Origin of the sequence: Clostridium sp. Cult3, from assembly GCF_021655115.1 — a bacterium.
Taxonomy (GTDB): domain Bacteria; phylum Bacillota; class Clostridia; order Tissierellales; family Tepidimicrobiaceae; genus PPXY01.
Window position 1 is genome coordinate 63,503 of the sequence record NZ_PPXY01000001.1, and the last position, 14,523, is coordinate 78,025.

At 36.1% G+C, this 14,523-nt stretch carries 10 protein-coding genes; 7 read left to right on the forward strand and 3 right to left on the reverse strand.

All coding sequences use genetic code 11. From position 1 onward, the window contains the following. Positions 1-187 precede the first annotated feature (187 nt). A complete protein-coding gene (locus C3E88_RS00335; protein ID WP_236908056.1) occupies positions 188-2,620 on the forward strand; it encodes a sulfatase-like hydrolase/transferase in 2,433 nt (810 codons plus the stop codon). Between the two features lie 59 nt (positions 2,621-2,679). Further along, positions 2,680-5,094, forward strand: a complete 2,415-nt coding sequence (locus tag C3E88_RS00340; RefSeq protein ID WP_236908057.1) for a sulfatase-like hydrolase/transferase — start codon at positions 2,680-2,682, stop codon at positions 5,092-5,094. A gap of 37 nt (positions 5,095-5,131) precedes the next feature. Here C3E88_RS00340 and C3E88_RS12380 read toward each other — a convergent pair whose 3' ends face one another. From C3E88_RS12380 to C3E88_RS00355, 3 genes are all read right to left on the reverse strand, one after another. After that, complete coding sequence (locus C3E88_RS12380; protein ID WP_336513043.1) at positions 5,132-5,698, reverse strand: sigma factor-like helix-turn-helix DNA-binding protein; 567 nt, start codon at positions 5,696-5,698, stop codon at positions 5,132-5,134. 42 nt (positions 5,699-5,740) lie between these two features. Continuing rightward, positions 5,741-6,001, reverse strand: coding sequence for an RNA polymerase sigma factor (locus tag C3E88_RS00350; protein ID WP_236908058.1), 261 nt, complete (start codon positions 5,999-6,001; stop codon positions 5,741-5,743). A gap of 141 nt (positions 6,002-6,142) precedes the next feature. Continuing rightward, the gene (locus C3E88_RS00355; RefSeq protein WP_236908059.1) at positions 6,143-6,733 is read right to left on the reverse strand and encodes a TetR/AcrR family transcriptional regulator; all 591 of its coding nucleotides are present in this window, start codon (positions 6,731-6,733) and stop codon (positions 6,143-6,145) included. Positions 6,734-6,872: 139 nt separating this feature from the next. On the opposite strand from C3E88_RS00355, the gene C3E88_RS00360 reads away from it, so the two are divergent. From C3E88_RS00360 to C3E88_RS00380, 5 genes are all read left to right on the forward strand, one after another. Then, the gene (locus C3E88_RS00360; protein ID WP_236908060.1) at positions 6,873-9,134 is read left to right on the forward strand and encodes an NAD(P)/FAD-dependent oxidoreductase; all 2,262 of its coding nucleotides are present in this window, start codon (positions 6,873-6,875) and stop codon (positions 9,132-9,134) included. Between the two features lie 15 nt (positions 9,135-9,149). Further along, positions 9,150-10,442 (forward strand): aconitase X, encoded by a 1,293-nt coding sequence (locus tag C3E88_RS00365; protein WP_236908061.1) that lies wholly within the window; start codon positions 9,150-9,152, stop codon positions 10,440-10,442. Then, on the forward strand, positions 10,443-10,889 hold the full coding sequence (locus tag C3E88_RS00370; protein WP_236908062.1) for an aconitase X swivel domain-containing protein: 447 nt from the start codon (positions 10,443-10,445) through the stop codon (positions 10,887-10,889). A 281-nt stretch (positions 10,890-11,170) separates the two neighbouring features. Next, the gene (locus C3E88_RS00375) at positions 11,171-13,138 is read left to right on the forward strand and encodes an oxidoreductase (protein WP_236908063.1); all 1,968 of its coding nucleotides are present in this window, start codon (positions 11,171-11,173) and stop codon (positions 13,136-13,138) included. A 17-nt stretch (positions 13,139-13,155) separates the two neighbouring features. Beyond that, positions 13,156-14,298: an iron-containing alcohol dehydrogenase gene (locus tag C3E88_RS00380; RefSeq protein WP_236908064.1), complete on the forward strand. Its 1,143-nt coding sequence runs from the start codon at positions 13,156-13,158 to the stop codon at positions 14,296-14,298. Positions 14,299-14,523: the final 225 nt, after the last annotated feature.

Below are 14,523 nucleotides of genomic sequence, written 5' to 3' on the forward strand. Positions count from 1 at the left end.
CTAGGCGTTTGCCTTACTATTATACTACTATTTTGTACTTTTTCCAATATAAGAAACCTATGTTTTGAGGTCAAAAACTTGCACGGAAATCCATATTGGTGTAGATTATTAATATATAAGATGTTAATTTAAACAAAGATGGGGCAGCAGGAATGGTTTTATCTGTCCCAAAACGGGGGAAAACAACATGCTACTTTCAATATTATTAATTCTAAAAATCCTATTATTTATGCATATAACTGATATTAGGTACAATAGACCTATTATATTACTAATCAGTACCTTAATAACTCTATTCTTTTTTACATTGATATATTTTAGCAATCACAAGAAAAAGCAGACTATAGCCTTTTCCTTTTATAATACCATATCCGCATTTATGTTTGCTGATGTGATGTATTACAGCTATTTTAACTCATTGCCTTCGGTAACCATGCTGAAACAGTTAAGTGAAGTAACCGCTGTAGGAGATAGTGTAGCTGCGTTATTGTCTTTTAGAAATTTGTTATTTTTATTGGACATACCCTTTCTTAAAATATATTCCAAGAAGAAGAGGATTAAACTAGCAGAGGAAAACAAAACTTATGATAAACCTGTGAGATGGGGAGTTCCTGGGGGAATTGCCCTAGTATTGGTGATTATATTTAGCTATTTAATTTCCAACGATCTGATACTACCGGTTACGAATCAAGAGCTATATAGTTACCATGTTAAGGATATTAAAGATGCTCTAGTAAAAGAAGATATGGTAGAAGGTAGAGGTATATTTACTCAAGAGGATTTGGAAGAACTAAGGGAAAGGACGAGCCTTAAAGAAGGAAAGCACACAGGAATAGGCAAGGGAAAAAACCTGATAGTTCTTCAGGTGGAGGCCCTTCAGGACTTCCCTTTAAATAGATTCTATGATGGACAAGAGCTAACTCCAAATTTAAACAAGTTGATAAAGGATAATAGTAGTATATATTTTGACAACTACTATCAGCAAATAGGTAGAGGGAATACAGCAGATGCAGAATTTGTATCCAACAACTCCCTATATCCTTCTATGGAAGACCCTACCTATAAACAATATGATGGAAACACCTTTTATGGATTGCCATGGATACTAAGGGAAAATGGATACACTTCCTGGGTGTTTCATGGATATAAGAAGGAATTTTGGAATAGGGAAAGAGCCTATCCTAATCAAGGTTTCCAAAGATTTATATCGGAAGAAGACTTCCATGTAGTGGAATCCGTCGGTTTTGGTATTACCGATGAAGAATTTTTCAAGCAGAGTATGGACTATCTAAAGGAGCTGGATAGCATAGACAACAATCCATTTCATGCCTTTATGATTACCTTAACAAGCCATACTCCCTTTAAGATGCCTGATGAATACAAGAGCTTAAATATACGGGAAGAGCACGAGGATACCATATTAGGAGACTATCTTCAATCCATCCACTATGCAGATAAGGCCCTTGGTCAGTTCTTCGAAGCATTAAAGGAGGAGGGCCTATACGAAGACACGGTCCTAGCCTTATATGGAGACCATTTTGCCATAACAGGCCTTAACGATTCAGGTATAGAGTTGATGACGGACTTTTTAGACCATCCTTATGATATAGATGAGATGTTTAAAATCCCCTTGATAATCCATGTACCAGGAGAGGACATAAAGGAGACCGTATCCAATATTGGCAGTCAACTGGACTTTTTGCCTACTATATTGAATATCATGGGATATAAAAACGATAAAGGAATAATGTTTGGCAGGGATCTGCTAAACTATAAAGGGGAAAATTATGTAGCCCCTCAAACCTATGTATTAAAAGGTTCCTTCATAGACGATGATGTAATATTCTGTATGTCTAGGGATGGCATATTTGAAAACTGTACTGCAAAGGATAAAAAGACTAAGAAAAATATAGACGTAGCTCCTTTTAGGGAAAAGTACGAAAGGATTATATCCGATATAAATAAATCCAACTATGTATTGAAAAAGGATTTGATAAAGCTACTTCTAGAAAATGAAGGAGAAATAGATATTAGCGATCTAATGGCATCGGATATTCCAGATTATGAACAGATAGGATATCTAGATCATGAACCTTTGGAAAAACTAGATGAGTTATACGAAGAAGGTTACAGGCTATTGGCAGTGGATATAGAATGGTATCCAGACAAGGAAAAAGTACTAATAGACGATGGGGTATATAAAAGACCTATAATAGAAGGCACCTTTGAAGAATGTCAACAAGTACTAGGCCAGTATAGGGAAGATCAGGATACCTTAGAGGAGCTGGTCCATTGGGTAGAAGGCCATAAGGATACCCATATACTCCTTAGGAGCAAGGAATCAGATGAATCCATATTCCTTAAGGTAAAAGACCAATATCCAGAGCTAAAGGATAGATTTATAGCAGAGATGAAGGATTTTGAACACCATATTAAACTATCCAACAAGGCCTTTAAAAATATAATACTAAATATAGTAGACACAGAGTATACTAATGAGGACATACTAGATTTCTTAAAAAGAAATACCCTATACGGAGTAATAATGGACGAGAAACTAGCCAGAACCTCCTTGTCTAAGGAGCTAAAAAGACTAGATGTAAATATCTATATAGAATAATGGGACAGCGGGGACGGTTCTCGGCGTCCCACAAACTTGAAACAATTGGAGGATTGTTAATGTTACTAACCATACTATTAATTCTAAAAACAGTATTATTTATGTATGTAACCAAGGTAAAATACAATAGATTTATCATATTTTCTATAAGTGCGTTGATCATACTATTTTGCTTTACTTGGATATACTTTAGTAAAAACAAGAAGAAACAGACATTGGCTTTTGCTTTTTACAATACCGTATCAGCAGTTATGTTTGCAGATGCTATGTACTATACCTATTTCAATGCTCTACCTTCCATAAAAATGCTAAAACAGCTGAACCAGGTAGCGGCAGTAGGGGATAGTGTCAAATCCATATTTACCTTTACCAATTTATTATTTCTGATGGATATACCTTTGTTGATGGTATATTCCAAATGGAAAAAAGCCAAGATTAAAAGAGAAAACAAACAATACAATAGATATATTAGATGGGGAGTACCAGGAGTCATTGCCTTAGTATTGGTAGGGGTTCTGTCCTTTTTAAGCAGTGTAGAACTGTTTGGACCAGTAACCAATCAAGAGCTGTTTACCTATCATGCTAAGGATATTAAAAAATCCATATCCGGTGAAGAGGAAATAGCTGAAGGAGTAGGGCTATTTACCCAGGAAGATCTAGAGGAGTTAATGGATAGAACCCATTTAAAAGAAGGAAAATACACTGGTCTAGGAAAGGGAAAAAACCTAATCGTAATCCAAGTAGAAGCATTGCAGAACTTCGTAATAAATCACTACTATGATGGCCAGGAGATAACTCCAAATTTAAATAAACTGATAGAAGAACAGGGAAGTATATATTTCGATAGATATTATCAGCTAATAGGTAGAGGAAACACTTCCGATGCAGAATTTGTATCTAACAACTCCCTATATCCTTCCATGGATGAACCAACCTATTCCCAATATGAAGGAAATACCTTCTATGGACTTCCTTGGATCCTTAGGGACAATGGATACACGGCTTGGGCATTTCACGGATATGAAAAGGAGTTTTGGAATAGGGAGAAGGCCTATGTAAACCAAGGATTTGAACGTTTTGTATCTCAAGAGGATTTTGATTTAGTAGAAACCATAGGCTTTGGAATAACCGACGAGGAATTCTATAAACAGTCTATGGACTACTTAAAAGAATTGGACAGTGTAGACGAAGATCCTTTTTATGCCTTCGTCATCAGCTTGACTAGTCACAATCCCTTTAAGATGCCAGATGAATACAAAAGCTTAGATATACGAGAAGAACACCAAGATACTATATTAGGGGACTATCTACAATCTATCCACTATGCTGATAAGGCATTGGGCCAATTCTTTGAAGCATTAAAAGAAGAAGGCCTATATGAAGACACGGTAATCGCCCTATATGGAGATCACTTTGCCATAACCAGTGTGAACAAAGAACCTCAACAGATAATGACAGACTATTTAGGGCATACCTACGATCTAGATGAGATGATGAACATTCCCTTGATCATCCATATACCAGGGGAAGAGGTAAATGAAACCATATCCAAAGTAGGTAGTCAATTGGACTTTATGCCTACCATATTGAATATAATGGGCTATCAAAACGAAAAGGGCCTTATGTTTGGAAAGGATATAGTAAACAATGAAGAAGAAAGCTTGGTAGCACCCCAAACCTATGCATTAAAGGGCTCTGTAATAAATGACGAAATACTACTGGATATGTCTAGAGATGGTATATTTGAAAACAGTAGAGCCTTCCGATTAGATACTAGGGAGGAAGTAGATGTAAGGGAATATAGACCATACTATGAAAAGGCTATAGAGGAGATAAACAAATCGGATTTCATACTGAAGACGGATCTGTTGAAGGAGCTAGTAGAAGGTCATGGAGAAATAAACCTAAACAAACTGGTATCAACGGAAATATTAGTAGACAAGACCATCAAGGAGACAGACAGTAGTCTAGAGGATATAGACAAATCCTTTAAAGATGGATATAGGACTATGACCATAGATCTAAAATTGGACAAGGATGGGAATATAATAGTAGGAGAAGATCTTCCCTTTGAAGAACTGGTTAAATGGCTAGTAGAAAATAAAGGCTTTTATATAGTAGCCAGAGCAAAGGAAAACAACACGGAAATATTCACAAAGATAGTAGGCAAATACGGCTTAACGGATAGAATAATACCAGAAGTATATGAATTTAGCCAATACCATCCTTTGGCATCAAGAAAATATAAAAATATCATACTGAATATAGAGGATAGGGACTATTCAGATGAAGAAATACTGGATTTCATAGGAAGACATCCTCTGTTTGCAGTAGCTATGGACAAGGATAGAGCTAAGACAAACTTGCCAAAACAGATGAAAGAAAAGGGAACTCTAACCTACGCCTTAGACGTAAAAACCAAAAGAGCTAGAAAAAATCTAGAGAAGAACGGAGTATTCGGCACATATGAATAGTGGGACAGAGATGGTTCTTCTGTCCCACTGAATTATACTATAGGGTATTATCTAATGCCTCTATTAACTTGATTACATCCTCCTCAGAGCCTCTGCTTAGAGAATATAGATAGTATCTATTATTATCTATTACAAAACGAGCATTTGCATAAGGGTTTTGTTCTAGGATTACATCTATTGAGCCAACTTTTAATTCCTTGATATTATCTGGATCAAACTCACTAGAAGTTTCCTTATATCCTAAATCATCTAGGTTCTGGATGGATAGTTCAAATATATTATTGTTTTCATCAGAATATTGTAGCGTTAGAATACTCACCTCATCTAACATCTTACAAGGTTCATAGGCAAATCTACTGTCTTCTTTTTCTGCTTTTTTCCTTAGTCTTTCGATATACTCTTCTCTAGTTTCAGACTTAAAAGCCTCCTTATCCTGAAGATATTTTCTTATTTTTTTCCTTGATCTTTCGTACTTTTTTCGCAAGGTGGCCTCTTTAATATTCATTATAGATGAGATAGTTGAATACTCCATGTCCTCTAAGGTCCTCAGTAAGAATACAGTTCTATCCTCATAACTAAGCTGATTTAAAGCTTCTTTAATAATCGAATTAACATTTTCATCTAAATATTCTTCTTCTGCAGACTTTTAAGTTCCATGGGAGAATAACTTGATAAATCTTCTCCTATTTTTACTCTTTATAAAATCCACTGTACAATTATAGGTGATACTATATAAATAAGCTGATATGTTTTCAATTCCATCTAATCTTTTTAATCTTAGCACTTTCAAAAATACCTCTTGAATAATATCCTGAGCATCTTCTTCATCCCTAGTCATATGATAGGCATATCTGTACAATTGATCACCATATTCATTTACAAGCTGAATTACTAAATTACTATCCACAGGCTGGCCCCCTTTCTGTTTCCCTATTAGGCTAATGACCATGACCAAGCCCGGCTGTAGCCTATCCTCATACCAATCCGTTCAACTGCTTTAAATATTCACCCCCGGCACTAACTTACTAACTTTCGCATTTTCAACCCCCTAGGGGGTTGATTTGGGTGAAAATAGATATATCAATTGGTCTAACTCATAGGAAGTTTGTGCTACTATATCCATTTGATTAGGGTACATGCACCAATGTATTAAGTTTCCACGGATGTGTTTTATGAAGTAATTGCTCAGATATTCCTCCGTATAATCAGGGGAAAACTCCTCGCGATCAATGGCAAGAGCTACGAAGTGAGAAACAGTCTTATAATAGGTTCTATCGTGATTGAGAGCACCCTTAGTTGAAGAAGTCAATAGGGTTTTATAGTATTCAACTACAAGTTTATGTGGAAAACTTGAGACATATTCAGTCTGATCAAGTAATACTTTTTTCAGTGAACCAATAGGATCGGATTCATCATATTCATCTATCCTCAATTCCAAATCGTGATCATATAGCAGAAAGGATTCATTGATCATCTCTTCCTTCGATGAAAAGTGATAATAAAAAGCACCTACCGAAATTTGTGCTTCTTTACAAATATCACGTATTGTTAAACTATCGAAATCCTCTTCAAAGGCTAGTTTTTTTGCTGCATCCAGTATCTTATTTTTTGTAGAGTACGACTCCTTGGGTATTGTCATCCTAATCCTCCTTAAAAATTACTTTAGAATAATATTATAGCATATTATTAATATAATTATTATAATAGATTGAAGTAATAGGAAAAATATGATACAATATTAACAAACCGAACAATGTTCGGGAAAAAGGAGGGTTATCATGAAAACTGATAAGATGATTACAGAGTTAATCGATGGCTATGGCAATTGGTTTAATGATGATGACTATCTGAATTCAGGAAAGATGACCAAGGATTTATATCCTTATGATTTCATCTTTAAACCCATCGATATTAACCGGATCAAGGTTAAGAATCGTATCGTAATGGCACCTATGGGTAATATTTCTATGTGTGATGAAACTGGAAGGCCAAACGATCAAATGATTGATTATTTTGTTGAACGGGCAAAAGGCGGAGTTGGCCTAATAACTACTGGTTTGATTCCCATCAGTCAAGGGATAGATCCTACTGTTGTAGAGCCAGGCGAACTTAGCTATTTCCCACGAATTGATCGATCCAGATCAGTTTTTGCAGGATGGAGAGATTTAGCTGCTGGAGTACACAATTATGGCGCTAAGATATTCATCCAGTTGACACCAGGTCTTGGCAGAGTCGGAAATCCTCAATGCTTGTTGACCTTAAAAAAACTTCCCAAATCAGCTTCCTGGAATCCTAACTTTTACATTCCTGAAATTCCTAGTTCCCCATTAAGCGATAGACAACTTAAAAAGATTATTAAAAATGCAGGACAGGCATCTGCCGATGCGAAAGCTGCAAATATAGATGGAGTATATTTGCATGGTCATGAAGGTTATCTTTTAGAACAGTTGACCAACCCAGCCTTCAACAGAAGAAAAACAGGTAGGTATTCGGATTGGCAAGCCTTTGGACTGGATATGGTTAGAGAAATTCGAGATCGAGTAGGTCCAGATTATCCTATAATGTACAGGATAGATTTGAGCTTAGCTCTAAACGAAACCTATGGGGACAAGATGGACAACAAATCCTTGAGAAAATTTAAAGACGGAAGAACAATAGAGATGACCTTAGATTATATGGAAAACTTAGTTAAAGAAGGCGTGGATATATTTGATGTAGATCTAGGTTGCTATGATAATTGGTGGTTACCTCATCCACCAGCAGGAATGCCCCCTGGATGTTTCCTAGAGGTATCAAAGCTTGTTAAGGATTATTTTAAAGAACGAGGAATCCTTTCCAATGCAGGAAAAGAAGTTCCCATAGTTGCAGTTGGAAAACTAGGATATCCTGATTTATCTGAACAGGCTCTTAGAGATGGAAAATGCGATATGGTAATGCTTGGAAGGCCTCTATTAGCTGACCCCTATTGGCCAAACAAGGTATATAGAGGAGATATAGAAGATATCACCCCTTGTATTGGATGTCAAGAAGGCTGTATCAATGAGTTTGTAGAAGGAGGGCATCCTCAGTGTGCAGTTAATCCTAGAACTAGTTTTGAATATTCTATGTCCCTAGACCCAGTCCCAGCTAATGAAATCAAGAAAATAGGAGTCATAGGTGCTGGTCCAGCAGGAGTTACAGCAGCAATAATTGCAGCTAAAAGAGGTCATAATGTAGTATTAGTGGAAAAAACCAATAGTATTGGTGGAAAAATAATACCAGGTGGTGTACCTAAGATAAAATACGATCTAGATAATTACAGAAAATACTTAGAAAGACAAGTAGAACAGGCTACAAATCTTGAAAACTTTAAATATCTTCCAAATACTGAGGCTACTATTCCTTGGCTAAAAGAACAAAAATTTGATGCTATAATCTTTGCCACTGGTAGTGAAGAAATCATTCCCCCCTTTGAAAACATGGAAAAGGCCAATGTAGTTGAGGCAACAGAGCTACTACAAAATCCCCATATGATTGAAAATGCAAAGAAAGCAATCGTTATCGGCGGAGGAGTAGTAGGATGTGAAACCGCCTATTGGCTTAAATACGAACATGGGCTGGATGTAACCGTTGTAGAAATGGAAAAATATTTCATGAACCATGTGTGTACAGCCAATAGAGGACATCTAATATATTATATGGAAAAAGCCGGAGTAGAACTATTAAACTGTACAAAAGTGATTAAATTTGAAGATAATGCAGTTAAGGTTATTCAAAATGTATCGGAAACAGTACCAGATCCATATCTAACATGGCATCCTATCCTCCCTGAAAATATTAAAAATCCTCTAGCACCAAAACTAAAGAAAGAGGAAGTTGAAAAGATCATCGAAGCAGATCTATTTGTAATGGCTATTGGAAACAAGCCTAGAAATCAACTATTCTATGATGCCCAAAAAGAAAGGATCGCAGGGGAAATATACAATATTGGAGATAGTTTCAGAGGCGAGAAAGTACTAGAAGCTACAAGAGCAGCAAATGCTGTAGCACGCACAATATAATCTGGAGGTGATGACATGTATAATTATAAGATGCATCTGACCCCAGAGGAAATAGAAATATTAGAAGGCAAGCAGGGGGAAGTCCTTGGGAAAATCATGAAAACCCTAGTGATGTATGGAGATACATTTGGTGCTAGTAAATTAGTTCCCGTATCTAGTGAATATGGCCATTTAGTCACTAGCTTTGGCCTATCGATGATGAAGCCTGTTTATGAACTTATGGATGAAATAATAGATGCAGAAATAGAGACAAAACAAAAGTTTACAGTAGATCCAAGGCCTTTGGATTTTGAAAATGTCCCTGGGAATATTATTCAAAAAATTGTATTTAAAATCATGTATGGCAAACAAAAGGATTATGAAGAACAGCTTGAAAAAATAGGCCTTCTCTCAAAAGATGGCTTTACATGTACTTGTTATATGGACCAAGTAGCCAATATTCCTAATAAAGGGGATATATTGAGCTGGGCAGAAAGCTCTGCCGTAGTATATGCAAACTCCGTCCTTGGAGCTAGATGTAATAGAAACTCTGGAATAATCGAGATGTTTGGTAGTATATTAGGTAAGGTCCCATACTTTGGCTTATTGACCGATGAAGGAAGAAAGGCTAACTGGATTGTAGAAATTAAGACCAATAGCCTGCCTGAAGCTCAGGTGCTGGGAAGTGCCATAGGTATGAAGGTAATGGACCATGTACCTTATATCAAAAATTTAGGTCAATATTTCGATAATGAGCTGAATAGAAAAGCAAAGGATTATCTAAAGGATATGGGAGCAGCTACAGCTAGCAATGGAGCCGTTGGACTATTCCATGTTGAAGGATTGACCCCTGAAGCTAAAGAACTGGGAGAATCCCTTATTATAGAAGATCCCAATGTATATATAATCGACGATGAAGAGCTTGAAAGGGTAAAGAATAGCTATCCTGTTATGTGGAAAAATCCAGATACTAAGCCTAAAATGTGCTTCATAGGATGTCCTCATCTATCCTTGGAACAGATGATTCAATGGACAAAGGATATTAAAGCAAATCTTTCCACAGGAAAAAGAGAAAAGGTTGTAATACCTACCATACTAACTGCATCACCACCAGTATTAAAGGAATTTTCTCAATTACCTGAGGCTAAAGAATTAAAGGATATGGGAATATCTACATCCTATATTTGTCCCCTAATGTATATGAACAATCCTCTTTGCGGAAAAATGCCTGTAATCACAAATTCTAATAAACTGCGAACATATACTACATCTAGGTATTATACCGATGATGAGATAGTTAAAGCTATTACCAGAGGGGAGGGAATATAGATGAGAGAATTTAAGGGAAGAGTCGTGGTACCTGGAACAGCCACTGCACCAGCATTAGTATCAAAAGAAGGATTTAACACATTGGCCAGTTTTCAAAAATCCTTGATGTTTAATGACAACAAAGCCACTTGCTCTGACCAAAATAACAAAGACTTATATCAAAGGGAAATGGCTGGTAAGGCCCTATGCATGCCTCAGACCATAGGTTCCACCACAGGAGGAATGGTATTATTCTGTGCTAGTTCCATGGGGGTTTCACCTACCTGCCTATTGTTCTCAAAACCCATCGATTCCCTAGCAGCTGCAGGAGCCATACTTTCAGATATTTGGACAGATAACAATCTACCAACCATCGATAATCTAGGGGAAGAATTTTTAGACTATGTAAAAGATGATATGATAGTTGAAATATTAGAAGATGGAATCGTAAGAGTCAGAGAAGAATAAAAAAACATCTGCCCCCGGTGAATATCGAAAATATCCACCCCCGGCACTAACTTACTAACTTATTGAGGGTTATTGTGCCTAGGAAAGACCCTATGCTTTAGGCTGGGGTTTGAAAAAGATAATAGATAAAATTAAAAGCGACAAGGAGATTGAGATCGATCTCCTTGTCGTATTTTATTATCAATAAAAGTTGTAATAGTTACAATACTTAATTGTTTCACAATAGAGAAACAAATCTATATAATCAAAGATAAAGGATAGTAAACAGGAGGTGTAGGCTATTGTTTGATAATTTATTTACAAAAGGTAAAATAGGCACAATGGAAACAAAGAATAGGATCGCATTTACTGCCATGGGTAATGCATTGGCAAATACTGATGGCACAGTTTCGGAAAAGGATATCCATTTTTATGGCGCAAGAGCTAAAGGTGGAGTAGGTCTTATATTTACTGAGTGCACTATAGTAGATGGAGAAAGGGGGAAAGGAAATACCAAGCAGATAGGTGTTTATGACGATAAATTTATACCAGGCTTAAAAGCCCTAGCAGATGAAGTACATAAATATGGTAGCAAAATAGTAATACAAATATATCATCCAGGAAGACAAGGAATAACAGCCGTCAATGGGAACCTACCTATGTTAGCACCAAGTAATATTGAGTGTCAAGCAGTACATCAGCCAACAGAAGAAATGTCAATTGAACAGATTGAGGATATGATAGACAATTTTGTAGAAGCTGCAGTAAGGATTCAAAAAGCAGGAGTAGATGGAGTAGAGGTTCATGCGGCTCATGGGTACTTGTTAAACCAATTTCTAAGTCCTTATACCAATAAGAGAAAGGACAAGTATGGAGGAAGTTTAGAAAACAGGATGAGATTTTTGGAAGAAATAATTTTAGGGATAAGAGAACGATGTGGAGAAGACTTCCCTCTAATAGTAAGGCTATCTGTAGATGAACATTTAGAATATATAGGTCTAGAAAACGAAGGATTAAGATTAGAAGAAGGAAAAACCATCGCAAAAAGACTAGAAGAACTGGGAGTAGACGCTTTAGATATAAGCTGTGGAATATATGAAACGATGAATGTATCCTGGGAGCCATCTTCTTTTGAACAAGGATGGAAGATCAATCTACAAGAAGAAATCAAGAAAGTAGTAGACATACCGGTAATAGGCGTATCGGTTATAAGGGATCCAGAATTTGCAGATAAGATGATAGCAGAAGGAAAAATGGACTTTGCAGGTTCAGCAAGGCAACATTTTGCAGATCCTGAATGGTCTAATAAAGCAAAAGAGGGAAGAGTTGATGAAATAAGAAGATGTATATCATGCTTACACTGTATGGACTCTTTAATGGGAGCAGATATTACTGGAAACTCAACTCAATGTGCAATCAATATACAAGCTGGCAAAGAATGTGAATATAGTGATTTTAAAAAGGACGGTCAAGATAGAGTAGTAGCAATTATAGGTGCAGGACCTGCTGGACTTGAAGCTGCAAGAGTATTGGCAATTAGAGGATATCAGCCTATAATTTTAGAAAAATCCAACCAATTAGGTGGACAACTTCAACTTGCAAATAAGCCACCAAAAAAAGAAAAAATAAATTGGCTTATAAATTATTTAAAAAATCAAATTGCAAAACTAGGAGTTGAAATAAGGTACAATACACCTGCAACTATTGAAGTTTTGAAAGAACTAGATCCCTATGCTGTATTTGTAGCTCAAGGGGCTGTTCCTATAGTGCCTAAATCCATACCTGGCATAGATGGTGAAAAAGTGCTTACTTGTGCCGATGTTCTCAGTGGTAAGGCAAAGTTAAAGGATAAAAAAGTCGCAGTAATAGGTTCAGGAATGACGGGAATAGAAACTGCCCATCTCCTTGCAGCTGATAATAATCATGTTAGTATATTTGAAATGCAAGATGAAATAGGACCAGGAGTTTATTTTCAGAACTTGATAGATGTGATGAAGCATATGGAATCCTTAGAAGTAGAAATGTATCCTAAACATAAACTAATTGAAATAGATGGCAATACAGCTATTTTTGAAAATTCCCAAACTAATGAAAGAGAAAATTATGATTTCGATTATATAATAATATCCCTTGGTACAAAGCCAAATAAAGAGCTAATAGATGAAATCAAGGACAACTTCGAAAGAGTAGAAATCTTAGGAGATGCCAATAAAGCTGGAAGAATTAGAAGTGCTATGGAAACCGGATTTGAAACTGCATATAAATTATAATATAAGGAGGTATGGAAGTGGGAAGGTATTCACAATTATGCCCTATAATATACGGAGAAGGAACTATTAACTTACTGGGTGAAGAAGTAAAAAAATTAGGATGTACTAAAGTAATGATGATATCAGGTAAAAATATGGTAAAGAGCGATACTTATGCTAAATGTAAGGAAAACCTTCTGAAAGCAGATATGGAAGTAGTAGAATTTAATGAGGTAGTTCCTGATCCACCAGATACAATAATCAACAAAGGTGGAGAAATAGCTAGGAAAGAGAAAGTAGATGGAATAGTTGCAATAGGTGGAGGAAGCCCTATGGATGCAGCAAAGGCGATAAACATCCTAATCAACAACCCCCCTCCAATTAATAAATATTTTGGAAACCCATTTTATAAACCAGGAGTTCCAGTGATTATGGTTGTAACAACAGCTGGAACGGGAAGCGAGAGTACAGGTATAGGTGTTGTTACTGATACTGAAAATGATGTTAAAAACTCTGTCATTGGGGTTGCTACCCTAGGTATACTAGATCCAGAGACAACTGTAACTGTCTCACCAGAAACAACTGCTTATACAGGTATGGATGCATTTGCACATGCAGCAGAGGCTATTACAGCAAAGGTTACTAATCCTAAATCGGAATTATTAGCATCCGATGCAATAAAAAGAATAGTTAAATATCTACCAATTGCAATGGAAGATGGAGACAATATTGAAGCAAGAGGCAATCTTTTATTAGCAAGCAACTTTGCTGGAATTGCTTTTAATGACGCCTTAGTCCACTTGGGACATGCAATTGCTCATTCTATAGGGGCGAAATTCCACCTTACTCATGGTGCTGTCTGTGCACTAGCACTTCCAGAAGTGATGAAATACGCTGCTGAAGTAGATGCTTCAGAAGTAAAAATAGTTGGAGAATCCATGGGAATTACATTTAATGGAGACGAATCCAGTGAAGAAATAGGCGAAATAGTCGCTGAAGCTATAAGGAAATTTATCAAAGGATTGAATATAAAAAGCTTAAAGGAATTTGGAGTATCGAAAGAAGAATTAATCCAGATGGCTCCTATGGTATTTAACGATCCATGCTATAACTTTGTACCAAAACAATTGACAGAAGAACAAGTGGTGGATATTCTAGTAAATATGTATGACAACTATTAAATAAATTTGATATTAAAATAAAGGGCTTGTGTTATCAAATACTAAATAGCACAAGTCCTTTATTAAAGCATATAATTCCATTAATTTTGAACAATATAATTTTTAGATTAATTCATTTATTGCTTTTTTTCTATGGTGATAGATATTAAGTATCCATTATCGATTATATAAAATCCCAGACCTTTAATTAACAGAAATAAATTAAATAATATGATAGTATTTAGT